Origin of the sequence: Pseudomonas sp. V88_4 (assembly GCF_029967985.1) — a bacterium.
GTDB classification, from domain to species: Bacteria; Pseudomonadota; Gammaproteobacteria; order Pseudomonadales; family Pseudomonadaceae; genus Aquipseudomonas; species Aquipseudomonas glycinae.
In genome coordinates, this window is record NZ_JASCAF010000048.1 from 89,924 (window position 1) to 113,829 (window position 23,906).

At 60.6% G+C, this 23,906-nt stretch carries 27 protein-coding genes; 13 read left to right on the top strand and 14 right to left on the bottom strand.

Going from position 1 to position 23,906, the window contains the following annotated elements; genetic code table 11:
- Nucleotide 1: 1 nt before the first annotated feature.
- The gene (gene msrB / locus QLG12_RS27700) at nt 2–397 is read right to left on the bottom strand and encodes a peptide-methionine (R)-S-oxide reductase MsrB (protein WP_064598308.1); all 396 of its coding nucleotides are present in this window, start codon (nt 395–397) and stop codon (nt 2–4) included.
- Between the two features lie 225 nt (nt 398–622).
- Here msrB and QLG12_RS27705 point away from each other — a divergent pair, with 225 nt between their 5' ends.
- Entirely contained in the window at nt 623–1,834 is a 1,212-nt protein-coding gene (locus QLG12_RS27705) for a pyridoxal phosphate-dependent aminotransferase (protein WP_007955711.1), read from the top strand.
- A gap of 304 nt (nt 1,835–2,138) precedes the next feature.
- Complete coding sequence (htpX, locus tag QLG12_RS27710; RefSeq protein ID WP_011335292.1) at nt 2,139–3,026, top strand: protease HtpX; 888 nt, start codon at nt 2,139–2,141, stop codon at nt 3,024–3,026.
- Between the two features lie 66 nt (nt 3,027–3,092).
- Here the strand turns inward: htpX and QLG12_RS27715 are convergent, their stop codons facing one another.
- Nucleotides 3,093–3,746, bottom strand: coding sequence for a thiopurine S-methyltransferase (locus QLG12_RS27715; protein WP_282475573.1), 654 nt, complete (start codon nt 3,744–3,746; stop codon nt 3,093–3,095).
- 102 nt (nt 3,747–3,848) lie between these two features.
- Here QLG12_RS27715 and QLG12_RS27720 point away from each other — a divergent pair, with 102 nt between their 5' ends.
- Entirely contained in the window at nt 3,849–4,616 is a 768-nt protein-coding gene (locus tag QLG12_RS27720) for a class III extradiol ring-cleavage dioxygenase (RefSeq protein ID WP_282475574.1), read from the top strand.
- Nucleotides 4,617–4,693: 77 nt separating this feature from the next.
- Here QLG12_RS27720 and QLG12_RS27725 read toward each other — a convergent pair whose 3' ends face one another.
- A complete protein-coding gene (locus tag QLG12_RS27725) occupies nt 4,694–6,367 on the bottom strand; it encodes a DEAD/DEAH box helicase (RefSeq protein WP_007955707.1) in 1,674 nt (557 codons plus the stop codon).
- Between the two features lie 422 nt (nt 6,368–6,789).
- Between QLG12_RS27725 and QLG12_RS27730 the strand changes: the two genes are divergently transcribed.
- Nucleotides 6,790–7,581 carry a crotonase/enoyl-CoA hydratase family protein gene (locus QLG12_RS27730; protein ID WP_197869101.1) on the top strand — a complete coding sequence of 264 codons (792 nt, stop codon included), beginning with the start codon at nt 6,790–6,792 and terminating at the stop codon, nt 7,579–7,581.
- 3 nt (nt 7,582–7,584) lie between these two features.
- Here the strand turns inward: QLG12_RS27730 and QLG12_RS27735 are convergent, their stop codons facing one another.
- Nucleotides 7,585–8,340 (bottom strand): spermidine synthase, encoded by a 756-nt coding sequence (locus tag QLG12_RS27735; RefSeq protein ID WP_282475575.1) that lies wholly within the window; start codon nt 8,338–8,340, stop codon nt 7,585–7,587.
- A 150-nt stretch (nt 8,341–8,490) separates the two neighbouring features.
- On the opposite strand from QLG12_RS27735, the gene QLG12_RS27740 reads away from it, so the two are divergent.
- On the top strand, nt 8,491–9,837 hold the full coding sequence (locus QLG12_RS27740; protein WP_039770450.1) for a 3-deoxy-7-phosphoheptulonate synthase class II: 1,347 nt from the start codon (nt 8,491–8,493) through the stop codon (nt 9,835–9,837).
- Between the two features lie 131 nt (nt 9,838–9,968).
- Here the strand turns inward: QLG12_RS27740 and QLG12_RS27745 are convergent, their stop codons facing one another.
- Together QLG12_RS27745 and QLG12_RS27750 are read right to left on the bottom strand one after the other, a co-directional pair.
- Nucleotides 9,969–11,195, bottom strand: a complete 1,227-nt coding sequence (locus QLG12_RS27745; RefSeq protein ID WP_282475576.1) for a winged helix-turn-helix domain-containing protein — start codon at nt 11,193–11,195, stop codon at nt 9,969–9,971.
- A 64-nt stretch (nt 11,196–11,259) separates the two neighbouring features.
- Nucleotides 11,260–11,478: a DUF1127 domain-containing protein gene (locus QLG12_RS27750; RefSeq protein ID WP_064383300.1), complete on the bottom strand. Its 219-nt coding sequence runs from the start codon at nt 11,476–11,478 to the stop codon at nt 11,260–11,262.
- Nucleotides 11,479–11,575: 97 nt separating this feature from the next.
- Here QLG12_RS27750 and QLG12_RS27755 point away from each other — a divergent pair, with 97 nt between their 5' ends.
- A complete protein-coding gene (locus QLG12_RS27755; protein ID WP_170844876.1) occupies nt 11,576–12,430 on the top strand; it encodes a LysR substrate-binding domain-containing protein in 855 nt (284 codons plus the stop codon).
- On the opposite strand, the gene QLG12_RS27760 is transcribed toward QLG12_RS27755, so the two are convergent.
- Nucleotides 12,420–13,169: a sulfite exporter TauE/SafE family protein gene (locus QLG12_RS27760; RefSeq protein WP_282475577.1), complete on the bottom strand. Its 750-nt coding sequence runs from the start codon at nt 13,167–13,169 to the stop codon at nt 12,420–12,422. The two genes, QLG12_RS27755 and QLG12_RS27760, sit on opposite strands and share 11 nt — an antisense overlap.
- Before the next feature lie 112 nt (nt 13,170–13,281).
- Here QLG12_RS27760 and QLG12_RS27765 point away from each other — a divergent pair, with 112 nt between their 5' ends.
- The 4 genes from QLG12_RS27765 to QLG12_RS27780 all read left to right on the top strand — a co-directional run bounded on the left by QLG12_RS27765 (nt 13,282) and on the right by QLG12_RS27780 (nt 16,526).
- Complete coding sequence (locus QLG12_RS27765) at nt 13,282–14,238, top strand: LysR family transcriptional regulator (RefSeq protein ID WP_197869104.1); 957 nt, start codon at nt 13,282–13,284, stop codon at nt 14,236–14,238.
- 83 nt (nt 14,239–14,321) lie between these two features.
- The gene (locus tag QLG12_RS27770; RefSeq protein WP_282475578.1) at nt 14,322–14,786 is read left to right on the top strand and encodes a MarR family transcriptional regulator; all 465 of its coding nucleotides are present in this window, start codon (nt 14,322–14,324) and stop codon (nt 14,784–14,786) included.
- Between the two features lie 273 nt (nt 14,787–15,059).
- Nucleotides 15,060–15,479, top strand: coding sequence for an organic hydroperoxide resistance protein (locus tag QLG12_RS27775; RefSeq protein WP_034155242.1), 420 nt, complete (start codon nt 15,060–15,062; stop codon nt 15,477–15,479).
- A 33-nt stretch (nt 15,480–15,512) separates the two neighbouring features.
- Nucleotides 15,513–16,526: an alpha/beta hydrolase gene (locus QLG12_RS27780; RefSeq protein ID WP_011335302.1), complete on the top strand. Its 1,014-nt coding sequence runs from the start codon at nt 15,513–15,515 to the stop codon at nt 16,524–16,526.
- Nucleotides 16,527–16,591: 65 nt separating this feature from the next.
- On the opposite strand, the gene QLG12_RS27785 is transcribed toward QLG12_RS27780, so the two are convergent.
- Nucleotides 16,592–17,161, bottom strand: coding sequence for an elongation factor P (locus tag QLG12_RS27785; RefSeq protein ID WP_003226785.1), 570 nt, complete (start codon nt 17,159–17,161; stop codon nt 16,592–16,594).
- Between the two features lie 48 nt (nt 17,162–17,209).
- The gene (gene earP, locus QLG12_RS27790) at nt 17,210–18,352 is read right to left on the bottom strand and encodes an elongation factor P maturation arginine rhamnosyltransferase EarP (RefSeq protein WP_197869106.1); all 1,143 of its coding nucleotides are present in this window, start codon (nt 18,350–18,352) and stop codon (nt 17,210–17,212) included.
- A gap of 124 nt (nt 18,353–18,476) precedes the next feature.
- Here earP and QLG12_RS27795 point away from each other — a divergent pair, with 124 nt between their 5' ends.
- Both QLG12_RS27795 and QLG12_RS27800 read left to right on the top strand, forming a co-directional pair.
- Nucleotides 18,477–18,884, top strand: coding sequence for a hypothetical protein (locus tag QLG12_RS27795; protein WP_011335304.1), 408 nt, complete (start codon nt 18,477–18,479; stop codon nt 18,882–18,884).
- A 2-nt stretch (nt 18,885–18,886) separates the two neighbouring features.
- On the top strand, nt 18,887–19,369 hold the full coding sequence (locus QLG12_RS27800) for a GreA/GreB family elongation factor (protein ID WP_064383310.1): 483 nt from the start codon (nt 18,887–18,889) through the stop codon (nt 19,367–19,369).
- Nucleotides 19,370–19,377: 8 nt separating this feature from the next.
- On the opposite strand, the gene cysB is transcribed toward QLG12_RS27800, so the two are convergent.
- The 5 genes from cysB to QLG12_RS27825 all read right to left on the bottom strand — a co-directional run bounded on the left by cysB (nt 19,378) and on the right by QLG12_RS27825 (nt 23,336).
- Nucleotides 19,378–20,352: an HTH-type transcriptional regulator CysB gene (gene cysB, locus QLG12_RS27805; protein WP_003183769.1), complete on the bottom strand. Its 975-nt coding sequence runs from the start codon at nt 20,350–20,352 to the stop codon at nt 19,378–19,380.
- A 113-nt stretch (nt 20,353–20,465) separates the two neighbouring features.
- Nucleotides 20,466–20,969 carry a universal stress protein gene (locus QLG12_RS27810; protein ID WP_007955683.1) on the bottom strand — a complete coding sequence of 168 codons (504 nt, stop codon included), beginning with the start codon at nt 20,967–20,969 and terminating at the stop codon, nt 20,466–20,468.
- Nucleotides 20,970–21,067: 98 nt separating this feature from the next.
- A complete protein-coding gene (locus QLG12_RS27815) occupies nt 21,068–21,973 on the bottom strand; it encodes a 5'-nucleotidase (RefSeq protein WP_236194033.1) in 906 nt (301 codons plus the stop codon).
- A 23-nt stretch (nt 21,974–21,996) separates the two neighbouring features.
- A complete protein-coding gene (locus tag QLG12_RS27820; protein ID WP_236194032.1) occupies nt 21,997–22,953 on the bottom strand; it encodes a putative 2-dehydropantoate 2-reductase in 957 nt (318 codons plus the stop codon).
- Complete coding sequence (locus QLG12_RS27825) at nt 22,950–23,336, bottom strand: thioredoxin family protein (RefSeq protein WP_282475579.1); 387 nt, start codon at nt 23,334–23,336, stop codon at nt 22,950–22,952. Before QLG12_RS27825 ends, QLG12_RS27820 begins: the two co-directional genes overlap by 4 nt.
- Here QLG12_RS27825 and QLG12_RS27830 point away from each other — a divergent pair.
- Nucleotides 23,335–23,778 (top strand): PilZ domain-containing protein, encoded by a 444-nt coding sequence (locus QLG12_RS27830; protein ID WP_011335308.1) that lies wholly within the window; start codon nt 23,335–23,337, stop codon nt 23,776–23,778. The two genes, QLG12_RS27825 and QLG12_RS27830, sit on opposite strands and share 2 nt — an antisense overlap.
- The last annotated feature ends 128 nt before the right edge of the window (nt 23,779–23,906 follow it).

Here is a 23,906-nt window from a genome sequence, read left to right on the forward strand (position 1 = left end):
GTTACTCGCGCGGCACCAGGTCCAGGCACACCGAGTTGATGCAATAGCGCAGGCCGGTCGGTGGAGGGCCGTCAGGGAAGACATGGCCCAGGTGCGCATCGCACTTGGCGCATTTCACTTCTGTACGAATCATGCCGTGGCTGGTATCACGGATTTCGGTCATGGCGTTGTCGCCGATCGGCGCGTAGAAGCTTGGCCAGCCGCAGCCGGAGTCGAATTTGGTCCTGGAGTCGAACAGCGGTTCGTTGCAGCAGATGCAGTGGTAGACGCCATCGGTCTTGGTGGCGTTGTATTTACCCGAGAACGGTCGCTCGGTGGCGCTCAGGCGGCACACGTTGAACTGCTCGGGGTCGAGCATCGCCCGCCATTCTTCCAGGGTCTTTTCAATCTTTTCCATCATCACACCTCAGCGGCTGAAAAAGCCCGATCTGTACCTTTTCCACGGATCGGGCGGCACGTATGATTGCGCCTCGTCACACGCCAGTCTGGCAGCGGGTTCCTGCGCATTCAAACGGATTGTTGGAAACCGCCGCTCGAGACACTTGCCTGTGTGAAGACGCAGGATTCCCAGCACGGTTGTCCACCCGCCGCCTGGATCGTTCATTTTCGGGATCACATCGCCATGCAGTTCAGCAAATCGAACAAGCTCGCCAACGTCTGCTACGACATTCGCGGCCCGGTGCTCAAGCACGCCAAACGCCTGGAAGAGGAAGGCCATCGCATCCTCAAGCTGAACATCGGCAACCCGGCGCCCTTTGGTTTCGAAGCGCCGGACGAAATTCTCCAGGATGTGATCCGCAACCTGCCGACCGCCCAGGGCTACAGCGATTCCAAAGGCCTGTTCAGCGCGCGCAAGGCGGTGATGCAGTACTACCAGCAGAAGCAGGTCGAAGGTGTCGGCATCGAAGACATCTACCTGGGCAACGGCGTGTCCGAGCTGATCGTGATGTCGCTGCAGGCGCTGCTCAACAACGGCGACGAAGTGCTGGTACCGGCCCCGGACTACCCGCTGTGGACCGCAGCCGTAAGCCTGGCCGGCGGCAACGCGGTGCATTACCTGTGCGACGAGGGCGCCGACTGGTTCCCTGACCTGGCCGACATCAAGGCCAAGATCACCCCGAACACCAAGGCGATGGTGATCATCAACCCGAACAACCCGACTGGCGCGGTGTATTCGAAGGAAGTGCTGCTGGGCATGCTCGAACTGGCCCGTCAGCACAACCTGGTGGTGTTCTCCGATGAAATCTACGACAAGATTCTTTATGACGACGCCGTGCACATCTGCACCGCTTCGCTGGCCCCGGACCTGCTGTGCCTGACCTTCAACGGCCTGTCCAAGTCGTATCGCGTGGCGGGTTTCCGTTCCGGCTGGATCGCCATTTCCGGGCCGAAACACAACGCCCACAGCTACATCGAAGGCATCGACATGCTGGCCAACATGCGCCTGTGCGCCAACGTGCCGAGCCAGCATGCGATCCAGACCGCCCTGGGTGGCTATCAGAGCATCAACGATCTGGTACTGCCGCAAGGTCGCCTGCTGGAACAGCGCAACCGCACCTGGGAGCTGCTCAACGACATTCCCGGCGTGAGCTGCGTGAAGCCGATGGGCGCACTGTACGCGTTCCCGAAGATCGACCCGAAAGTCTGCCCGATCCACAACGACGAGAAATTCGTGCTCGACCTGCTGCTCTCCGAGAAGCTGCTGGTGGTGCAGGGCACGGCGTTCAACTGGCCGTGGCCTGACCACTTCCGCGTGGTCACCCTGCCGCGGGTCGATGACCTGGACATGGCCATCGGTCGCATCGGCAACTTCCTCAAGTCCTACCGCCAGTAACCGGCGCTCAGTGCGCAACGGCCCGAACGTTGCGCACTGTCTGATTCAGCAACACTTCTGCTGCGCCCCTCCTCCAGCACCTTCTACACTTGCGATTCATACGAATCATGCGTGCCTGACGCAATGAGACCGGGTGGCGCGTGCCTGTCATCCATACCGGATCAAGAAGTGGGAAATGTCCCATAGCCCGGCGAATCCGGTGTAGGACACAGTTTGAAATAGTCACTCGGTTGAATCGCCAGGTGCCGCACCTTATATACCCCGCAGTACGCTACATCTTTAGCTTGAGGAGACTTCTACAACCATGATGCGCATCCTGCTGTTTTTGGCCACTAACCTGGCGGTCGTGCTGATAGCCAGCATCACCCTGAGCCTTTTCGGCTTCAACGGGTTCATGGCGGCCAACGGGGTTGATCTCAACCTCAGTCAGCTGCTGGTTTTCTGTGCAGTCTTTGGTTTTGCCGGTTCCCTGTTTTCGCTGTTCATCTCCAAGTGGATGGCGAAGATGAGCACCGGCACCCAGATCATCACCCAGCCACGCACTCGTCACGAGCAATGGCTTCTGCAAACCGTCGAGCAATTGTCCCGGGAAGCCGGAATCAAGATGCCCGAAGTCGGGATTTTCCCGGCCTACGAAGCGAACGCCTTCGCTACCGGCTGGAACAAGAACGACGCACTGGTCGCGGTCAGCCAGGGCTTGCTCGAGCGCTTCAAGGAAGACGAAGTGCGGGCCGTGCTGGCTCACGAGATCGGTCACGTGGCCAATGGCGACATGGTTACCCTGGCGCTGATCCAGGGCGTGGTGAACACCTTCGTGATGTTCTTCGCACGGATCATCGGCAACTTCGTCGACAAGGTGATCTTCAAGAACGAAGAAGGCCAGGGCATGGCCTACTACATCGCGACCATCTTCGCCGAACTGGTACTCGGCATTCTGGCCAGCGCGATCGTGATGTGGTTCTCGCGCAAGCGCGAGTTCCGTGCCGACGATGCCGGTGCCCGCCTGGCCGGTACCGGCGCGATGATCAACGCCTTGCAACGCCTGCGCGCCGAACAGGGCCTGCCGGTACACATGCCGGACACCCTGAACGCCTTCGGCATCAACGGTGGCATCAAACAAGGGTTCGCCCGCATGTTCATGAGCCACCCGCCGCTGGAAGAGCGTATCGACGCCCTGCGTCGTCGCGGTTGATCAAAGATCAAACCGGCGCACCAATGAAAAGGCCCGCAGTGATGCGGGCCTTTTTTTGCCTGTCGTTTACGCCCCGTAAATCCGGTAAACCCGTTCCTCAAGCCGGGTTACGCCGGCCTGCACGAACTTCCAGCTGTCACCGAGTACATCCTGCTGCTCCAGCATCTCGACGCGCCAGACACTGCCCAGCAAACGCTGCACTTCGGCATCGTCTACGGAAAATGGCGGCCCTGGCATCTGCGACTGATCGTAATCCAGCGTTACCAAAAGCCCTCGACACGTCGGCAGAATGCTCTGCAGATGAGCCGCATAACGCTCGCGCATCGCCGGCGGCAAGGCGATCATTGCCGCCCGGTCGTACAGCGCAGTGCAACCCGCCACGTCAGCCACCGTCAGCGAAAAGAAATCCCCACACCACAATTCGATCGCGCCGGCGCGATAAACCTTGAAGCCGCCCTCTTCGCTGATCTGCGGCTGCAATTGCTGCTCACGGAAGAAGTCTTCGACAGCCCTCTGCGACAGCTCGACGCCCAGCACCTGATGACCACGGCCGGCGAGCCACAGCAGATCCAGACTTTTACCGCACAACGGCACCAACACACGCGCCTGCGCCGGAATGGCCAGACCGGGCCAGTACCGTTGCAAATACGGGTTCACCTCAGGCTGGTGAAAGCCGATCTGGTTCGATTCCCACTTCTTGTGCCAAAACTCCGGCTGCATGCATCCTCCCAGGAATTCGATCAAAAGGCGTTAAAACTTATATTGGAATTAGATCAATGAACTGAATGAAGATGAGCCATCTTAACGCTCAGGAACTCTTCCATGTTTCCCAGCCTGTTTATTTCCCACGGCTCGCCCATGCTGGCGCTGGAGCCCGGTGCCAGTGGCCCGGCCCTGGCGCGGCTGGCGGCCGAACTGCCACGCCCGAAAGCCATCATCATCGTTTCCGCTCATTGGGAAAGCCATGAACTACTGGTCAGCAGCCATCCGCAACCGGAAACCTGGCACGACTTCGGCGGTTTCCCACGCGCGTTGTTTGAGGTGCAGTATCCGGCCCCGGGCAATCCGCAACTGGCCCGCGAGGTTGCCGACCTGTTGACTGCCAACCACCTGCCGGCGCGCCTCGACCCGCAACGACCGTTCGATCACGGCGTGTGGGTGCCGCTGTCGCTGATGTACCCGCAGGCCGATATCCCGGTGGTTCAGGTTTCCCTGCCCAGCAGTGGCGGCCCGGCATTGCAGAACCGCGTCGGCCAGGCGCTGGCCAGCCTGCGCGAACAGGGCATTCTGTTGATCGGTTCCGGCAGCATCACCCACAACCTGCGAGAACTGGACTGGCACGCCGGCCCGGAAAGCGTCGAGCCGTGGGCCCGGGACTTCCGCGACTGGATTGTCGACAAACTGGCTGCCAACGACGAAGCCGCATTGCACGATTACCGCCAGCAGGCACCGAACGCAGTACGCAACCATCCAAGTGACGAGCACCTGTTGCCGCTGTACTTCGCCCGAGGTGCCGGCGGCGACTTCAGCATTGCCCATCAAGGCTTCACCATGGGCGCGTTGGGCATGGACATCTACCGCTTCGGTTGATGCCCAAATCGCAGGCAAAAAAAATCCCCGAACCAGTCGGGGATTTTTTATGTTCGATCAATCAGCCCAAGGGCGGATCAATCCTCGCGGTAGCGACGCAGTTTCAGCTGCTTACCGGCAACGCGAGTGTCCTTCAGTTTGGTCAGGAGTTTGTCCAGACCATCTTCCGGCAGCTCGACGAGGCTGAAGCTGTCACGCACCTGGATGCGACCGATGGCTTCACGTGCCAGACCACCTTCGTTGAGGATGGCGCCCAGCAGGTTTTTCGCCGCGATACCGTCACGCGCGCCCAGCGCGGTACGGCAACGGGCACGGCCTTCGCCCAATGGCATCGGAGCACGACGCTCGCGATCACCACGGTCCGGACGATCACCGGAACGCTCAGGACGGTCGCCACGTGGCGCGCTGTTCGGCACCAGTGGACGTTCCTTCTCGATCGCTGCCAGGTTCAGCGCCTGACCATTGGTGGCCTTGCGCAGCAGTGCGGCAGCCAGGGCGCGCGGGGTGCAACCGATGTCTGCAGTCAGGCGATCCAGCAGATCACCGTGAGTCGATTCGGCGTCAGCCACCAGTGGCGACAGGCTGTTGGTCAGTTTCTTGATGCGGGCATCGAGAACGGCCTGGGCGTCCGGCAGACGCACTTCGGCAACTTTCTGACCGGTCACACGCTCGATCACCTGCAGCATGCGGCGCTCACGTGGCGTCACCAGCAGCAGCGCGCGGCCTTCGCGACCGGCACGGCCGGTACGGCCGATACGGTGCACGTAGGATTCCGGATCGTACGGCATGTCCACGTTGAACACGTGGGTGATACGCGGAACGTCCAGACCACGGGCGGCTACGTCGGTCGCCACAACGATGTCCAGACGGCCATCCTTGAGCGAGTCGATCACGCGCTCACGCTGGTTCTGGGCGATGTCGCCGTTCAACGCGGCGGCTTTGTAGCCTTTGGCGTCGAGGGCGCTGGCCAGATCCAGGGTCGCTTGCTTGGTGCGCACGAACATGATCAGAGCGTCGAAATCTTCCACTTCCAGCAAGCTGAGAACGGCAGAAGTCTTCTGGTCAGCGTGAACCAACAGGTGAGCCTGTTCGATCGCGGTAACAGTCTGGGTCTTGCTCTGGATCTTCACGTGCTTTGGATCGCGCAGGTGACGCTCGGCGATGGCACGGATCGATTGCGGCAGGGTCGCCGAGAACAATACGGTCTGACGGGTTTCGGGCATGGCCTTGAAGATCACTTCGAGGTCGTCCATGAAGCCCAGTTTGAGCATTTCGTCTGCTTCGTCGAGAACCAGGTGGTTCACGGTCTGCAGCACTTTTTCGTCGCGACGCAGGTGGTCGCACAGACGGCCCGGAGTGGCGACAACGATCTGTGCGCCATTACGGATTGCTTTCAATTGTGGGCCCATCGGCGCGCCGCCGTAGACAGCCACAACAGTCACGCCCGGCATTTGCTTGGCGTAGGTTTCGAAAGCGGTTGCAACTTGTAGCGCCAACTCACGAGTTGGGGCCAGGATCAGAGCTTGCGGCTCGCGCTTGGACGGATCAATGCGGTGCAGGATAGGCAGGGCAAAGGCAGCGGTTTTACCGGTACCGGTTTGCGCCTGACCAATCATATCGTGACCGGCGAGGATGATCGGGATCGACTGCTGCTGAATGGCCGAAGGCTCTTCATAGCCGGTAGCGACTACTGCAGCGACAATATTGGGATGAAGTTCAAGAGCGGCGAAGCCGCCGATTTCCTGGGTCATGGGTCTGCCTCTAAGTGCATCCGCAAAGACCCATGCTCCAAAGCTGCACATGCCGTGTTGAGACTCAAGAGTCGCCCTGGCAGCTTTGTCGGCGGGGATTTGCGAAAACGAATGAATGAAAAAGAATCGTCAAGGAAGAGCCCGCAGTGCGGACGTGCAGCCGAAGCTGACTTCGGGGAATTGCGCTACCTAAACGCGGCCCGGTTAAAGGCCGGCGCGCACTATACCGGAATTTGCCCAAAAAGGGAGCTTTTTTTATCGGCAAAATACAGTTGTCACCGCTGTGTAACGGGGTTTTGCGGATAATCGGGCAAAGGTCTACTTTTCAAAGACCCCGGCCCTGCTGGCGATGGCGCTTAAACGATTCACCGATGTGCGGCATCTGGTCGCTGCACCTTTTCTTCCCCTGCGAGGAAACACCCATGAATCAGCCCTGCCCCGGCCGCGTGAGCCGTGCGCGCCACGGTCATGTGCATTTGATCGGTCTGGACCGCGCTGCCAAGCGCAACGCCTTCGACCTCGACCTGCTCAACGACCTGGCCCTGGCCTATGGCGAATTCGAGGCCGACACTAACGCACGGGTGGCGGTGGTGTTCGGACATGGCGAGCATTTCACCGCGGGGCTCGATCTGGTCAACGCCAGCGCTGCCCTCGCCCAAGGCTGGCAGGTGCCGCCCGGTGGCTGCGATCCGTGGGGCGTTTTCGTCGGGCCACGGGTCAGCAAACCGGTAATCGTCGCTGCGCAGGGTTACTGCCTGACTATCGGCATCGAGCTGATGCTCGCCGCCGACATCAACCTGTGTGCCAGCAACACCCGCTTCGCGCAGATGGAAGTGCAGCGTGGGATCTTTCCGTTCGGCGGCGCGACATTGCGCTTTCATCAGATCGCCGGCTGGGGCAATGCCATGCGCTGGTTGCTGACCGGTGACGAATTCGATGCCCATGATGCGTTACGTCTGGGGCTGGTGCAGGAAGTCATGGCCAGCGAGGATCTGCTGCCGCGTGCCATCGAACTGGCCGAACGCATCGCCCGGCAGGCGCCGCTGGGCGTGCAGGCGACGCTGATGTCGGCGCGTCAGGCGCGCTATGAAGGCGAAACTGCGGCGGCTAAGGGCTTGCCGCCGCTGGTGAAGAAGTTGCTGGCCACCGAAGATGCCAAGGAAGGTGTGCGCTCGCTGGTGGAGCGCAGGCCCGGCGTTTTCAAAGGCCTTTGAAGATCAGGTCGCCGGACGGATGCAGTTGATCAACGTCTGCAACGAGTAGCCCAGCTTAGGCGCCAGCGCTTCAGCCCGGACGGTCAGCGCCTGCATGTCCAGCACCTGATCAAGATCCGCCGGCACGATCAGAATCACGTTGCCCTCCTTCACCGGCAGCTCCCAGTAATGCCGGTGATAGAGCCCGCGCAGCAGCGCCGCGCCCAAGGGTTTGCCGTCATCGGTGGCCCATTGGTTGATTACCAGCCAGCCGCCAGGATTCAGACGTTTCTGACAGTCACCGAGGAAATTCCACGCAAGGTGCCCGGCGCCGGGGCCGACATCGGTATAAAGGTCGACGAAGATCAGATCCGCCGGTTCAGCCGTCGGCAGCAGTTCGAGAGCATCGCCAACGCGGATGTACAGCCGTGGATCGTCATCCAGCCCGAGGTATTCGATGGCCAGACGCGGTACATCCGGGCGCAGTTCGATGGCTTCGACATCTTCCAGCGGCAGGAACTTGAGGCAGGCCTGGGTCAGCGTTCCTGCGCCCAACCCGAGAAACAGCGCGCTCTCCGGTTGCTCATGGCACAGCGCACCAATCAGCATCGCCCGGGTGTAGTCGTACTCCAGCCAGCTCGGGTCAGCCGTAAACACGCAGCTTTGCTCGATCGCATCGCCGAACTCCAGAAAGCGGTAGTCGGCCACTTCCAGCACGCGAATCACGCCGAACTCATCCTGTACCTCGGCGAGCAACAGCTCGACGCGCTCCTCAGTCATTTCGTCTCCTGGTGGTCACCGGGCGCGGTGACGCGATGGCACCGCTGTGGTGCCGTGGCAAAGCGGCGATTGTCGGCGAAGCGGCGGGAGCAGGTCACGCACTAATTGCTGCTAACATGGCCGTCCGTGCGTAGAACCTTAGAGACCGTGATGAGCCAACCCTGGAGCCCTGACAGCTGGCGCGCCCTGCCGATCCAGCAACAACCCCAATACCCCGACGCCGCGCATCTGCGCCAGGTCGAGCAGACGCTGGCCAGCTACCCGCCGCTGGTGTTTGCCGGCGAAGCGCGCGAGCTGCGTCGTCAGTTTGCCGAAGTCACCCAGGGCCGGGCGTTCCTGCTGCAAGGCGGCGACTGCGCGGAAAGCTTTGCCGAGTTCTCCGCCGCGAAGATCCGCGACACCTTTAAAGTGTTGCTGCAAATGGCGATCGTCATGACCTTCGCTGCCGGTTGCCCGGTGGTCAAGGTCGGGCGCATGGCCGGCCAGTTCGCCAAGCCGCGCTCGGCCAACGACGAAACCATCGACGGCGTGACCCTGCCGGCCTACCGCGGCGACATCGTCAACGGCATCGGTTTCGACGCCGCCAGCCGCGTACCGGATCCGGAGCGTCTGCTGCAGTCCTATCACCAGTCCACCGCCACCCTCAACCTGCTGCGCGCCTTTGCCCAGGGCGGTTTTGCCGACCTGCATCAGGTGCATAAGTGGAACCTGGACTTTATCGCCAACTCGGCGCTGGCCGAAAAGTACAGCCACCTCGCCGACCGCATTGATGAAACCCTGGCCTTCATGCGCGCCTGCGGCATGGACAGCTCGCCGCAACTGCGCGAAACCAGTTTCTTCACCGCCCACGAAGCGCTGCTGCTGAACTACGAAGAAGCCTTCGTGCGCCGCGACAGCCTGACCAACGATTACTACGATTGCTCGGCGCACATGCTGTGGATCGGCGACCGCACCCGTCAACTCGACGGCGCCCACGTCGAATTCCTGCGCGGGGTGAACAACCCGATCGGGGTCAAAGTCGGCCCGAGCATGAACCCCGACGACCTGATCCGCCTGATCGACGTGCTCAACCCGGACAACGATCCGGGCCGCCTCAACCTGATCGCGCGGATGGGCGCGAACAAGGTCGGCGATCACCTGCCGGCGCTGATCCGCGCGGTACAGCGCGAAGGCAAGCAGGTGCTGTGGAGTTCCGACCCGATGCACGGCAACACCATCAAGGCCAGCAGCGGTTACAAGACCCGCGACTTTGCGCAGATCCTTGGCGAAGTGAAACAGTTCTTCCAGGTACATGAAGCGGAAGGCAGCTACGCGGGCGGCATCCACATCGAGATGACCGGGCAGAATGTCACCGAGTGCATCGGTGGCGCGCGGCCGATCACTGAGGATGGCTTGTCGGATCGCTATCACACCCACTGCGACCCACGGATGAATGCCGATCAGTCGCTGGAACTGGCGTTCTTGATCGCTGAAACGCTGAAGCAGGTTCGTCGCTAAGGTTCGATATCTTTAGCGTCTGAGCTGGCCTCTTCGCGGGCAAGCCCGCTCCCACAGAGTTTGTGTCGTACGCAATTTATGTATTCGACACATGACTTGTGGGAGCCTGGCTTGCCAGCGATGGCGGCGGTTCAGTCACCACTAAACCGAGCCAGCGCCATCCGCAACCGCCCCGCACTTTCCCGCTGACAATTGAGCTGCACCTGCTCCAGCCTCAACCAGTCCGCCATGCGCCGCAAGTTCAGCGCCAGCGCCAGCATCCCCGCGTCATCCAGTCCGGTTTCTTCCTCGTGCACCGCATGCACCGCCAACCGCCCCGCCGCCCGTTCGGCGCGCAGATCAACCCGCGCAGCGATCCGTTCGTTGTGCAGGAACGGCAATACGTAATAGCCGTAGACCCGTTTATCCTGCGGCGTATAGATCTCCAGCCGATAGCGGAAATCGAACAGCCGCTCGGTGCGGCTGCGTTCCCAGATCAGTGAATCGAAGGGTGACAGCAGCGCGCTGGCTTCGACTTTTCGAGGGACTTTCGGCTCGGGTAGGCAATAAGCAATCTGGCGCCATCCGGCGACTTCGCAGGTCAGCAGTTGTCCGTCCTCGACCAGCTCCGCCAGGCGCGGGCGCGCATCGGAGGGGTTCAGCCGGAAGTAGTCACGCAGGTCTTTTTCCGTGCCGACACCCAACGCCTGCGCTGCATGCAACAGCAAAACGCGTTGCGCCTCGGCTTCATCGAGCAGTGGCTGGTGCAGCACGGAAGCCGGAATCACCCGCTCCGGCAAGTCATACAGCCGCTCGAAACCACGACGCCCGGCCACAGTGACTTCGCCGGCAGCGAACAACCATTCCAACGCGTGCTTCTCCGCGCTCCAGTCCCACCACGGTCCGGCCTTTTCCTGGCGGGTCGACAGGCTGCCGGCGCCCAATGCACCCTGCTCTTCGACCGACGCCAGCACCCGGCGAATGGTGTCCTGCTCCTCGCGGCCGAAACGCGCCAATTGCTGATAAATGTCTTCACCGCGCCGAGCCCGTTGCATGCGCCAGCCCATCAACGGGTACATCGACAACGGCAGCAGCGACGCTTCATGGCCCCAGTATTCGAACAGCGAACGACGTCGCCCCGAACTCCAGGCAGCCTGGTCGAGCAAGTCAGCAGAATAGGAACCGAGACGGGAAAACAGCGGCAGGTAGTGCGAGCGCACCACGGCGTTGACGGAGTCGATCTGCAACAGGCCGAGACGCTCGATCAGCCGGTTGAGGTGCATGGCCTTGACAGCCGGCGGCTGGCGCCCGTGAAACCCTTGGGCAGCCAGTGCCAGACGTCGAGCCTGTTTAAGGGGGAAGGACAGCGTCGCGGGCATGTGTACCTCCATGTCTGCTCGCAACCTACCTCACTTGAAAGTGGTTTGTGTAGCAATGGCCTCATCATTTATGCATCGGATCGTCCCAGAACGGCCGCACCGACTCATGTTCGACATCGGCACGGCTGACCCCGATGTCCTTCAATGCTTCGTCGCTCAGGCTGGCGAGCAGTTCGCGTTCGCGGTGAAGTTCGTACCAACGGCTAAACTTGTGCAGCAGATCGGAAATCAGATGCATCGGTACAGCTTTTTGATCGCTTACATAGAGTTTTTGACCTTTCATCGTGTTGCCCTCCTTTAGGGATGGCTCAAGTCTCGCGCCAGCGCTACGATCAATCCAACGAATGTTTCTGATGGCATGCATCACGGAGATTCATCAATTGTCGGCGTATCCCAGTATCGATACCGATGTCCTTCGCACCTTTGTCGCCATTGCCGATCAGGGCGGTTTCACCCGTGCCGGCGAGATGGTCAACCGCACCCAATCGGCGGTGAGCATGCAGATGAAGCGTCTGGAAGAGGATGTGTTGCAGCGCCAGCTGTTCGAACGCGACGGGCGTCAGGTGCGCCTCACCGCCGAGGGCCAGGTGTTGCTCGGCTACGCGCGGCGCATCCTGAAATTGCACAGCGAAGTGTTCAACACCCTGCGCGAGCCACACATGGTCGGCACGGTACGGATCGGAACGCCGGACGATTACGTGATGCGCTTTCTGCCGGGGATCCTGTCGCGCTTCGCGCAGTTTTATCCGCTGATCCAGATCGAGGTGCACTGCGAGTCGACCAAACAGTTGCTGCAGCGCACGGACCTGGATCTGTCGATCGTCACCCGCGAGCCGGGCAACGAGATTGGCCAGTTGCTGCGCAAGGAGCGCTTTGTCTGGGCCGAGGCGCAGAACTTCAGCGCCCACGAGCAGACGCCTTTGCCACTGGCGATGTTCAACAGTGACTGCTTCTGTCGCCTGTGGGCCTGCAATGCGCTGGACGCAATGGGTCGCGAGTACCGGATTGCCTACAACAGCACGAGCCTGTCGGCATTGATGGCGGTGGTGAGCGCCGGCCTGGCGATCACCGCGCAACTGGAAAGCCTGATTACCCCCGACATGCGGATTCTTGGAGATGCCGAAAATCTGCCGCTGCTGCCCGAGGCCAGCATCATGCTGATCCGCAACCTCAACAATCCCTCGCCGATCACCGAGTGCCTGGCCGAGCACATCGTCGAAGGCTTCAAACTTTAAACGCGAGCATCACCGCGCACAGCACCAGGAACCCGCAGAACAGCCCACGCAGGAGTTTTTCCGGCATCGCGTGAGCCACTTTCACGCCCCAACTGATGCTGGCCAGCCCGCCAATGGCCAGCGGCAGGCCGATCATCCAGTCCACTTCGTGGTGCACCGCGTAAGTCACCAGCGTGACACCGGTGCTCGGCAACGCCAGCGCCAGAGACAGCCCCTGAGCGACCACCTGCGTGGTGCCGAACAGGCTGGTCAGTACCGGCGTCGCCACCACCGCCCCGCCAACACCAAACAAACCACCCATGGCGCCTGACGCCGCGCCGAGCACGCCCAGCCACGGCCATGAATAACGCATCTCGGAAGTCGCTGCCGGGCGCGTGCCGAACATGCGCACCAGGTTGTAGGCCGACAGCGCCACAAGGAACGCGACAAACCCGATGCGCATGGTCTGCGCGTCGATGCCCACGGCCCAGATCGAGCCGATCCACGCGAAACAAAATCCCATCACCGCCAGCGGCAACGCATGCCGGAGTTCGATGCGGTTACGCTGGTGATAACGCCACAGCGCCAACATTACGTTCGGCACCACCATCACCAGCGCCGTGCCTTGGGCGATCTGCTGATCGAGCCCGAACCACACGCCGAGCAGCGGAATGGCGATAAGCCCGCCACCAATACCGAAGATCCCACCCAGGGTGCCAAGGGCAGCGCCGAACAACAGGTACAACGAAAACTCGATCACAGCAGAATTCCTCTTACGTCAGGCGACTCATCCTACGCAGTCGGCGCTGGCACGGAAACGCACAGCAACGCACAATGGCTGTGCCAAATCCGCATAGGTACTGGACTGATTCATGAATCCCAATCAATTGACCGAACAACTCGGACTGTTTCTCGATGTGCTGGAGAGTGGCAGCTTTTCCGCAGCCTCGCGCCGGCATCCGCTGACGCCCTCCGCCGTTGCCCGGCGCATAGACAGTCTGGAAAGCGCGGTCGGCAGTCAGCTGTTCATCCGCAGTACCCATGCGGTGCGGGCCACGCCGGCGGGTCTGGCATTTGCCGAACGGGCGCGGCGGATTGTGGCCGAGTTGCAACTGGCGCGGGCCGAAGCGGTGTCCCTGAGCAGCGCCCCGGAAGGCCTGATTCGGGTGGATGCGCCGGCGGCGTTCGGACGGCGGCATCTGGCGCCGGTGATTGCCGATTTTCTGATGCTGTATCCGGGGCTCGACGTGCAACTGCATCTGATCGACAGCTTTGTCGACATGGACGGCTCTAACCTGGGCAAGGTTGATCTGGTGCTGCGTGCCGGACAGATGGCCGACACCCGGCTGGTGGCCACGCCATTGGCGAGCATCGTGCGCATTGCCTGCGCCAGCCCCGACTATCTGAAGCGTCGGGGCGTGCCGGGCGAGCCCGCGCAATTGAGCGAGCATGACGGCCTCGATTGGGACGGCCTCGCCCCGCCCTTCGCCTGGCGCTTCGAACAGGACGGGCAAATGCAATTGCACCGCCCGGCGCGGGTGCGCATGAGCGCCAACAACGCCGAGGCGTTGGTCTGCGGTGCACTGGCGGGGCTTGGGATTGCGCATCTGCCGACCTGGCTGGCCAGCGAATACCTGTTGCGTGGCGAGTTGCTGCCGCTGTTCTGTGAAAATGGCCTGCCAACGCCGGAAAGCTCCGGCATTTACGCGCTGCGGCTGCAACAGCAGGCCAGCTCCCGCAGCCGCCTGTTGCTGGAGTACCTCAAGACCCGCTTCAGCCCCGTGCCGCCGTGGGATCTGGCCCTGCAACGGGAGTTGGGCCGGCACTGACCGATTCACCACCGGGCACAATTGTCTGGCGCATTAAAGATTCGAGCGCTAGATTCATCTGCATCACCGTTCAAGGCACCGACATGACCACCGACCGCGACACCACCGATCTTTGCGAAGACCTGCTGCTCGACAATCAGGCCTGCTTCGCCCTGCATTCCACTTCGCTGATGATGACCAAGGTCTACAAGCCACTGCTGCAAGCGCTTGGTCTGACCTATCCGCAGTACCTGGCGATGATGGTGTTGTGGGAGAAGGATGGTTTGACCGTCGGAGAAATCAGCACGCGCCTGCTGACCGATCCAGGGTCGCTGACCCCATTGCTCAAGCGTCTGGAAGGTGAAGGATTGCTCAGCCGAACGCGAAGCCGTGAGGATGAGCGAGTGGTGATCGTAGAGCTGACTGCACAGGGACGCGCCTTGAAGGACAAGGCCCGGACCGTTCCACAATGCATCCTGGGGGTCAGCGGCTTCACGCTTGAGCGCCTGCAAAACCTGCAAGCCGAGTTGCAGGCCTTGCGGGGTCATTTGCAGGACAGCCTCACTTAAAGATTCCCCTTTCCTGTGGGCGCTGCCTTGCGCCTGCAGGCGTATCGCACCTTCCCCCGCTTATCCTCGAAAAAATTTTCCTCTCGTTTCAGATTCAAAAAAACCTTCTATATCAAAAACTTGAGGTCAAGACCCTGGCCGATCCAAGTGTCAATTCCCGCTCTCTTCAAAAATTTATCTTGCGCGCTAACTATTTGCGCAGTACATTCACTTCGCACCTAGTTAGCGCGCAAACAATTAGCGCAAAAACCCACACTTGATGAGGCTCACACCATGCAAACTCTCTACACCGCAATCGCAACTTCCACTGGCGGCCGTGACGGTCGTGCGATCTCCAGCGACAACATCCTCGACGTCAAACTCGCCACTCCGAAAGAACTCGGCGGTGCCGGCGGCGCGGCTACCAACCCTGAGCAACTGTTCGCCGCCGGCTACTCGGCCTGCTTCATCGGCGCCCTGAAATTCGTCGCCAGCCAGACCAAACGCAAAATCCCGGACGACGCCTCGATCACCGCTCACGTCGGCATCGGCCAGATTCCTGGTGGTTTCGGTCTGGACATCGACCTGCACATCAGCCTGCCGGGTCTGGAACAGGCTGACGCACAAAGCCTGGTCGACGCAGCCCATCAGGTCTGCCCGTACTCCAACGCCACCCGTGGCAACGTCGATGTGCGTCTGCACGTCACCGTGTAATCACTGACACTCAGGCCCGTACAGGAAATGAACATGAACACTTTCAGCAAAGTCTTGACCGGTACCCTTCTCGCCCTGTCCATCCACAGCGCATTTGCCGGGGAGGTTGAACACAACACCCAGGCGTTTCTCGATGTGCTGAATGCCGGCACCGGCAAACCGATGGAACAGCTGACGCCCAAGGAGGCCCGCGCCGTGCTGACGGGCGCGCAGTCCGGGGTCAAACTGACGCTGCCCAAGGCGGACGTCAGCGAGAAAACCATCCAGGTCGATGGCCAACCGTTGAGCCTGACCATCGTCCGGCCGGCCGGGGTCAAGGGCGAACTGCCGGTGTTCATGTTCTTCCACGGCGGCGGCTGGGTGCTGGGAGATTTCCCGACCCACGAACGTCTGGTGCGGGATCTGGTGGTCGGCTCGGGGGCGGCGGCGGTGTTCGTCAACTATACCCCTTCGCCGGAAGCGCATTACCCGGTGGCGATCAACCAGGCTTATGCCGCTACCAAATGGGTGGCCGAACACGGCAAAGAAATCAACGTCGACGGCAAGCGTCTGGCGGTGGCGGGCAACAGCGTCGGCGGCAACATGGCGGCAGTCGTCGCCCTGATGGCCAAAGACAAAGGCACCCCGGCGATCAAATTCCAGGTGCTGCTGTGGCCGGTCACCGATGCCAATTTCGACACCGGTTCGTACAACCAGTATGCCGAGGGGCACTTCCTCACCCGCAACATGATGAAGTGGTTCTGGGACAACTACACCACCGACGCCAACCAGCGGAACGAGATCTACGCCTCGCCGCTGCGGGCCACGACCGCGCAGTTGAAAGGTCTGCCGCCTGCACTGGTGCAGACCGCCGGGGCCGATGTGCTGCGTGACGAAGGTGAAGCCTACGCCCGCAAACTCGACGAAGCCGGCGTGCCGGTGACCTCGGTGCGCTACAACGGCATGATCCACGACTACGGTTTGCTCAACGTGGTCAGCCAGGTACCGGCGGTACGTTCGGCGATGCTGCAGGCCTCGGAAGAACTGAAGCAGCACCTGAAAAAGTAACTTTCATCAGGCACGAAAAAGCCCGACTCAATGGTCGGGCTTTTTCTTTCCTCAAAAAGCAGTGCTTATTTGGCACGGCCTTTGTAGGAACCGCCTTCGCGGGTATCGATCTCGATCATGTCGCCGATTTCGATGAAGTCAGCAACCGACAGCTCGGTACCGTTCTTCAGTTTGGCAGGCTTCATCACCTTGCCGGAAGTGTCACCGCGAGCGGAACCTTCGGTGTAGTCAACCTGACGCACGATGGTGGTCGGCAGCTCTACGGAAACCAGACGCTCTTCGAAGAACACGGCTTCACAAACGTCGGTCATGCCTTCTTCAACGAAAGGCAGAACACTTTCGATGTCTTCGGCGTTCAGCTCGTACATGGTGTAGTCGGTGGTGTCCATGAACGTGTAGGTGTCGCCGCTGATGAAGGACAGGGTCGCTTCTTTGCGGTCCAGGATCACGTCGTCCAGCTTGTCGTCCGCACCGTAGACGGTTTCGGTCTTGTAACCGGTCAGCAGGTTCTTCAGCTTGGTCTTCATGATCGCGCTGTTACGGCCCGATTTGGTGAATTCAGCTTTCTGAACCAACCAAGGATCGTTGTCGATACGGATCACGGTACCGGGTTTGAGTTCTTTACCAGTTTTCATTGCGAATATCCGAATTTGGATGGGATTTACAAAAATCTAGGCCGCGTATCATATCCAATTTCGGTAAAACTGTACCAGCGCCGTCGCAAGATCCGCCTGCAACGCCTGTTCCAGACACCATTCTTCGGCATTTTTCTGAAATTCAAGCCAGTATTTACGGGCCTCAAGCCAGTGCTGACTGATCGGCTGTCCAGCACTCCAGGCCCGCCAGAGACCGTTCATCGCCTCGGCGGCGGCAGGCGAAAGGCGTTTTGTGTAGAGCGCAAGAAAGGCGTCGAGCTTGTCCAGATGGATGTCTTCGTCCTGCTGATAGATGTGCCACAACATGGGACGGCCAGCCCACTGGGCCCGGACAAACGAATCCTCGCCGCGCACCGCGTTGAAATCGCAGCACCAGAGCAATTGATCGTATTGATCCTGACGGACGAACGGCAGCACCTGCACGGTCAGCGACTGACGAACGTGCATTGCCCCGACCGCCAGCGACTCGACCCCGAGCCAACGGGCGACATCACCGAGAATCCGCCCTTCCGGCACCAGCAGATGGGTAGGCGTAGAGTCAGCCGCGAGCACATCCAGCCAACTGGCGAGCCCGGCATTCTCGTAGGCAAACAGCGAGATCAGTTGCGCATCGGGAGCAGGAACGATCCCCAGACCGTGCAGGAATTGTCGCTGCACCTTGGGATCCTGCTGAAACTGCTGACGCCGCTCCAGCAACCCCCTTTCACGCAACAAGCCGCCAGTTCCAGGCTGAAATCCCGGAAAGAAAAAGTACTTCTGCACCGACTTGTACTTCACCGACGGCAGTCCGTGGCACCCGACCACCCAGTCTTCGGCACTGAGGTAGTCGAGGTTCATCCACAACGGCGGTTGTTCCCTTGCGGCCATGGCATCCATGTAGACGCTTGGCAACTGGCAGGCAAACGCAGCGATCACCACGTCGGCCGCATCGGCTTCCTGCCACTCGGCTGGCCAGTGCCGGACTTCGACGCCCTGCTGCCATTGCTGATCCAGGCCGATGTCGATTTCGGGACAAATGCGTTCGAAAGCGCACAGATCATCGACCCACAGTCGCACCGCCACTGCGTGCTCGCTGACCAGTTGTCGGGCCAGACGCCAGGTCACGCCAATGTCGCCGTAGTTGTCGACGACCGTACAAAAAATGTCCCAGCGGGTGTTCAGTTGCGGCATTCAAGGCTCCCGTTGGCAAAAGCACCGATTGTCCGCATAAATCCCTCCATGCAGAAGAGCCGACGACAATTAATCTTCGTGCGACAATCGGCTCCCGCCCGCACTCATCCGCCAGGAGGCAGTCATGCCCTATCGTCCCAACCCGCGTCGCCCCTTGCCTGTTCAGCTTAGCGCGCTGCAATTGACCGGCAGCATTGCCCTGGGTGTGTGGCTGGGTTTCCTGGCCATCGCGCTGACATGCTGGCTCGCTTCTTTACTCTTCAGCCGTCAGTTGCAACCCGTGGCGGAGGCGGTGCAACAACTGAGCAAGCCTCCGGTGGCCGCCCAGCCACAGCCAGAACCTGAACCACAAAACCGCCTGTTCGAGCAGTACGAAGAAAACCTGCGCAAGAACGAGCAACAGGCACGCCTGGATCAGGCCCGTGGCAGCACACGCAATCTGTCGAACCCCAAATGCCAGTTCTGGCTGCAACAGGATCAGACGGCCCCTAGCGAAAAGAGCCGCGCCAATGTCCTGCAATTCTGCGATTGATCATGAATAAACAGACGGTTCACCAACTGATTCTCGACAAACTGCGCGTTGACCTCGACATCGCCGAACGCGCGGCGCTGACCGCTTACGAAACCGCGACCCACGAAGAGAACATCGCCGAAAACAAGTACGACACCCTGGGGCTCGAGGCGTCGTACCTGGCGGCAGGCCAGGCGAAACGGGTCGAGGAGATTCGACAGTCACTGGCGCTGTGCCAGAACCTGACGCTGCGCGCGTATGACGCTCAACGAGGGATTGAAGTCGGCGCCCTGCTCGGTCTGGAAGATGAAAAGGGTCGCGAGCAATGGCTGTTTCTGGCGCCGGATGCGGCGGGCGTGAAAGTCGACGTGGTGGGCCAGCCGATTACCGTCATCACCCCCCGCTCGCCGCTGGGCAAAAGCCTGCTGGGCAAGTTCGAGGGTGACGAGGTGGAGATTCTGGTGGCGGGCACCCGGCAACAGTTTGCTGTCACCGAGGTGCTGTAGACAGGGATTTAATGGACGGGCAGTTCGACACCATCGAACAGCTCTTCCAGTTCCTGCTTGTTGTGGCACTGAATGGCCTTGGCCATGACCTCGCGGGTCAGGTGCGGCGCAAACTTCTCGATGAAGTCGCACATGAAGCCGCGCAGGAAGGTGCCGCGACGGAAACCGATCTTGGTCACGCTGGACTCGAACAGTTCGCTGGCATCGAGCACCACCAGGTCGTTATCCAGTTTGGTGTCGACCGCCATTTTTGCCACGATGCCAACACCCAGGCCCAGGCGCACGTAGGTTTTGATCACGTCGGCATCGGCAGCGGTGAACACCACTTTCGGCGTCAGGCCGCGGTGGCTGAAGGCTTCGTCGAGTTTCGAACGACCGGTGAAACCAAACACGTAGGTCACGATCGGGTATTCAGCCAGCGCTTCGAGAGTCAGCTTCGGCAGCTTGGTCAGCGGGTGGCCCTGAGGCACGACCACGCAACGGTTCCAGCGGTAGCACGGCATCATCACCAGATCGCCGAACAACTCCAGCGCTTCGGTGGCGATGGCGAAATCGACGGTGCCGTCAGCGGCCATTTCGGCGATCTGCATCGGCGAACCCTGGTGCATGTGCAGCGCCACGTCCGGGTATTGCTTGATGAAATTGCTGATCACCGGCGGCAGTGCATAACGTGCCTGGGTGTGGGTGGTGGCGATCGACAGGGTGCCTTTCTTCTCGTTGGAGAATTCCTGGGCGATCTGCTTGATGCTTTCGACCTTGCGCAGAATCTCACCGGCAGTGGTGATGATGCGCTCGCCGGCCGGAGTAACGCGGGTCAGGTGCTTGCCGCTGCGGGCGAACACTTCGACGCCCAGTTCGTCTTCCAGCAGACGGATTTGTTTACTGATGCCCGGTTGCGAGGTGTAGAGGCTTTGGGCTGTAGCGGAAACGTTGAGGTCGTGGTGCGCCACTTCCCAGATGTAGCGCAGTTGTTGAAGCTTCATATGAATCCCTCAAAGCAGGTAGACGCCACGGGCATCAGCGACGGTATATAACTATATTAATGGTTTGAAGAATAAATCTAGAACTTTTTTATCAAAGTGCCATTATTCCTGCTTCAGCGATCCTCCCGACGCCGACGCTCCACCAGCGGCACCAGATAAACTGGTACCTTGGACAATTGCAGCAGCCGGGCTGCCGTTCGCCCCAAAGGCGTTTCCGCCCCGACCCCGTGGCTGTGACTTCCTACGATCAGCAAATCGACAGAGAGTTTCTGCACCTGATCGAGAATCACCTGTGACGGATCGCCCTGCAGCACCCGCACCGCGCGTATCCGCTGCAGGTCCTGCTCGCCCTCGTCCCCCAGCTCTTCACGAAAACTGTCGAGCACCCGCTGCTCGATATTGGCGATGACAGTTTTCAGACCCTGACTGTGAAATTCGTTCAACGCCTGTTCGTCGAGATAGCTCTGCAACACCGATTCGGCGAACAGCCCCATGGGTTCCACTGCGTGCACCACGTACAGGTCGGCATTGAACGTTCGCGCCATCGCCAGGGCATGCTGCATCACTAACGGTGCGTACAGACCCAGGTCAGTGGCGTACAGCATCGAACGAATCATATGACCTCCTCGCGTGCCAACATGGCGGAGATTTGATTCAGCTTAGCAGTGCCTTGGCGAGTACGACGTGCGACGCAACGTCTTGAACCACTAGGGCTTTAGACCGCCGGTTCGTTGCTGATGCCGTGGGGCACGTGACCGGTTGCCACAACCTCCCGGGCCAGCTCGCAGTGACCGGCCTGATCATCGAAAAACACATCGGCCGCAAAGGCTTCGAGGAACGCCGACTTGGTCAGGCCACCGAGAAACAGCGACTCGTCCAGACGAATGTCCCACTCGCGCAAGGTACGGATCACCCGCTCGTGGGCCGGCGCCGAACGCGCGGTGACGAGGGCGGTGCGAATCGGGCACTCCTCATCGGAGAACTCGCGCTGCAACAGGTTGAGCGCCGCAAGAAAGCCCTTGAACGGTCCGCCGCGCAACGGTTCGCGAGCGGATTCACGCTCCTTGGCCTGGAAGGCTTCGAGGCCACCGGATTGATAGACGCGCTCCGACTCATCGGAAAACAGCACTGCGTCACCGTCGAAGGCAATACGCAATTCATCGCTGGCCGCGCGACTGGCGCCGCCGGACAGAATGGTCGCTGCCGCGAAACCGGCATCCAGCGCAGCGCGCACATCTTCGGCATGGGTGGAGAGAAACAGGTCGCAACCAAAAGCCTTCAGGTACGGATAAGGACTGCGCCCGCCGACGAACGCCGCGCGGGAGATCGCCAGACCGTAGTGACCAATGGAGTTGAAAACGCGCAGGCCGGTGTCGGCGCTGTTGCGCGACACCAGAATCACCTCGACCCGGGCGCGGCCGAGGCGACTGTTCAGGTTGAGCAGTTTTTCCACCAGCGGGAAGGCATCGCCCGGCGCGAGAATTTCGTCTTCGTGATCGATCTGATATTGCCGGTAGGCTTCGACGCCGCTCGACAGGTACACCTTGTGACTCTCGCTCAGGTCGAACAGGGCACGGGACGAGATCGCCAGCACCAGTTTGTCATCGATGTTCTTGGCCATGCCTTTCCCCCAGTGTGACCGGTTTAAACGTTGCGCCGGTCGATAAAGCTCAATGTGCGATACAACGATTCGATTCGCGGCAACTCGCAACCTGCCGCTTTCGCCGCCGCCAAAGGACGAGCGTAGATCGCCTCCAGCTCCAGCGGTCGCTTGTGCAAAAAGTCGTGGTACATGCTCGGCCAATAGTCAGGCATTTTCTCGGTCATCATGAACAGGTATTCGGCGTAACCGGGCGGCATGTCGTGGCCGCAGGCCTTGGCGCCCTGCACCACTTCAGCCATCAGCGCCTGAATCAGTACGCGGGTGTCCGTGTCGGCCATCAACGGCGTGGTGCCGGCGCCGAGCAACACCGAAAGGCCGTTGTAGGGAATGTTCCACACCAGTTTCTGCCAGCGCGCCTGATGCAGGTTCGGCATCGCCTGGGAATCAAGACCGGCGGCGCGGAACAGGCTGGCGCCCTCTTCGACGATTGCCATGCGCGCCGCGTCATCCGCTGCCGGGCCGCTGTGATAACCGACATTCACCGCCCCAAGCGCCTGATGAGTGATCTGCCCCGGCCCCTCGCGATGAACGCAAATCAGGCACAAGCCGCCCAGCAGATGCAGGGAATCGGGCAGCAACGCCCGCAGGCTGTCTTCGACGTCGAGGCCGTTTTGCAATACCAGCACTTTCGCGTCGGGCTTCGACGCCTGAATGATCGACGGCGCCAACCCGGCATTACTGGTGGTCTTGGCGCCAACCAGCAGCCAGTCGCAGGGCGGCATGTCTTCCGCTGACGAATAAGCCTGCACCGGGTTCAGCGCCAACGCGCCATGCACGGCACTGTCCACCCGCAAGCCGCGCTCGGCGACTGCGGAAAATTCACTGCGCAACAGAAAATGCACATCGAACCCGGCCCGGGCCAGCATCACCCCATAAAACCCGCCGATGGCGCCGGTGCCAATGATCCCCACCAACGGTTTGTTCACTGCTCCCATCATGGCAACTCCTCTGCAATTCGACCCAACGCCTGCGCCACGGCTGCGTTCAACTCATCGGCATTCAGGCGCGTGTGCACAGCCCCAAAGAACTCGCCGTCACGCACCACAAACAGCGCCGGCAAATGAAACACCTGATAACGCTCGACCAGTCCGCCGTTGTCACCGGCATCGATCCAGCACACGCGATCGACAGCCAGATCGAAACCCGGAATCACCTCACGGGCATAGCGGCAACTGGCGCAGCCGACGCTGGTAAAAATCACCAGCGAAACACCGCTCATCGCCAGCAGCCGTTGGTCGGCGTCGAAATCGGTCAGCTGCAATTCGACCACTATACTGGGGGAAACAATGTCAAATGGCCGACACAGGGAGTCTGTGCTCATGGGACGGTTTATTCCTCATCCGGATGATGTACCCGTTGAATTGACCTTGCTCACGCCGGAGTGTATTTCGCGTCAACGGCTGCACACTATCAGCCTCGGCGGCATCGCTTGCAATTACCACCGCGCCTGGCGCCATGGGACCGCCTTGCAGGTTCGCATGCCCACCCTCAATGCCGACATCTGTTATCCGGGCTACGTGGCCTGGTGCCTGCGACGTAAAAAAGGCTATCTGGTGGGCATCGCCTTCACCGACGAACAAACCCTGTTCAGCGCGCGAATGGGTGAGCAGGTGTGTCAGATCGAACGCTATTGCCGACTCAACGACGCCCACGATGACCTCCAGGATATTCAGGCCCTGGCCCTGCAATGGGTCGAACAACACGCCGACGAGTTCTCCCACGACACCGTTCGCAAGGCTTTTGCGCAACCTGTGCTGGACTGAACAGCGACTTGCCCATTGTCTAGCAGGCGTCTAACGCGATAAGGTTCGGCTCCCCGACGCGCTTAAATCCGCTGTGCTCCGCCGCGCGGGGATCGCTGGCGGCCGGCACCCGTGACCTGACGAGTAAA

Excerpts from the sequence above, each read along its gene's own strand:
- QLG12_RS27815 (WP_236194033.1), bottom strand. The coding sequence starts at position 21,973 with ATGGCCAAGAACATCGATGACAAACTGGTGCTGGCGATCTCGTCCCGT.
- earP (WP_197869106.1), bottom strand. The coding sequence starts at position 18,352 with ATGCCGCAACTGAACACCCGCTGGGACATTTTTTGTACGGTCGTCGAC.
- QLG12_RS27810 (WP_007955683.1), bottom strand. The coding sequence starts at position 20,969 with ATGATTCGTTCGATGCTGTACGCCACTGACCTGGGTCTGTACGCACCG.
- QLG12_RS27740 (WP_039770450.1), top strand. The coding sequence starts at position 8,491 with ATGAGCCAACCCTGGAGCCCTGACAGCTGGCGCGCCCTGCCGATCCAG.
- QLG12_RS27825 (WP_282475579.1), bottom strand. The coding sequence starts at position 23,336 with ATGAGCACAGACTCCCTGTGTCGGCCATTTGACATTGTTTCCCCCAGT.
- QLG12_RS27705 (WP_007955711.1), top strand. The coding sequence starts at position 623 with ATGCAGTTCAGCAAATCGAACAAGCTCGCCAACGTCTGCTACGACATT.
- QLG12_RS27735 (WP_282475575.1), bottom strand. The coding sequence starts at position 8,340 with ATGACTGAGGAGCGCGTCGAGCTGTTGCTCGCCGAGGTACAGGATGAG.
- QLG12_RS27730 (WP_197869101.1), top strand. The coding sequence starts at position 6,790 with ATGAATCAGCCCTGCCCCGGCCGCGTGAGCCGTGCGCGCCACGGTCAT.
- QLG12_RS27830 (WP_011335308.1), top strand. The coding sequence starts at position 23,335 with ATGGGACGGTTTATTCCTCATCCGGATGATGTACCCGTTGAATTGACC.
- QLG12_RS27775 (WP_034155242.1), top strand. The coding sequence starts at position 15,060 with ATGCAAACTCTCTACACCGCAATCGCAACTTCCACTGGCGGCCGTGAC.
- QLG12_RS27800 (WP_064383310.1), top strand. The coding sequence starts at position 18,887 with ATGAATAAACAGACGGTTCACCAACTGATTCTCGACAAACTGCGCGTT.
- QLG12_RS27820 (WP_236194032.1), bottom strand. The coding sequence starts at position 22,953 with ATGATGGGAGCAGTGAACAAACCGTTGGTGGGGATCATTGGCACCGGC.
- QLG12_RS27785 (WP_003226785.1), bottom strand. The coding sequence starts at position 17,161 with ATGAAAACTGGTAAAGAACTCAAACCCGGTACCGTGATCCGTATCGAC.
- QLG12_RS27745 (WP_282475576.1), bottom strand. The coding sequence starts at position 11,195 with ATGCCCGCGACGCTGTCCTTCCCCCTTAAACAGGCTCGACGTCTGGCA.
- QLG12_RS27720 (WP_282475574.1), top strand. The coding sequence starts at position 3,849 with ATGTTTCCCAGCCTGTTTATTTCCCACGGCTCGCCCATGCTGGCGCTG.
- QLG12_RS27795 (WP_011335304.1), top strand. The coding sequence starts at position 18,477 with ATGCCCTATCGTCCCAACCCGCGTCGCCCCTTGCCTGTTCAGCTTAGC.
- cysB (WP_003183769.1), bottom strand. The coding sequence starts at position 20,352 with ATGAAGCTTCAACAACTGCGCTACATCTGGGAAGTGGCGCACCACGAC.
- QLG12_RS27750 (WP_064383300.1), bottom strand. The coding sequence starts at position 11,478 with ATGAAAGGTCAAAAACTCTATGTAAGCGATCAAAAAGCTGTACCGATG.
- QLG12_RS27770 (WP_282475578.1), top strand. The coding sequence starts at position 14,322 with ATGACCACCGACCGCGACACCACCGATCTTTGCGAAGACCTGCTGCTC.
- QLG12_RS27715 (WP_282475573.1), bottom strand. The coding sequence starts at position 3,746 with ATGCAGCCGGAGTTTTGGCACAAGAAGTGGGAATCGAACCAGATCGGC.
- QLG12_RS27725 (WP_007955707.1), bottom strand. The coding sequence starts at position 6,367 with ATGACCCAGGAAATCGGCGGCTTCGCCGCTCTTGAACTTCATCCCAAT.
- QLG12_RS27780 (WP_011335302.1), top strand. The coding sequence starts at position 15,513 with ATGAACACTTTCAGCAAAGTCTTGACCGGTACCCTTCTCGCCCTGTCC.
- htpX (WP_011335292.1), top strand. The coding sequence starts at position 2,139 with ATGATGCGCATCCTGCTGTTTTTGGCCACTAACCTGGCGGTCGTGCTG.
- msrB (WP_064598308.1), bottom strand. The coding sequence starts at position 397 with ATGGAAAAGATTGAAAAGACCCTGGAAGAATGGCGGGCGATGCTCGAC.
- QLG12_RS27765 (WP_197869104.1), top strand. The coding sequence starts at position 13,282 with ATGAATCCCAATCAATTGACCGAACAACTCGGACTGTTTCTCGATGTG.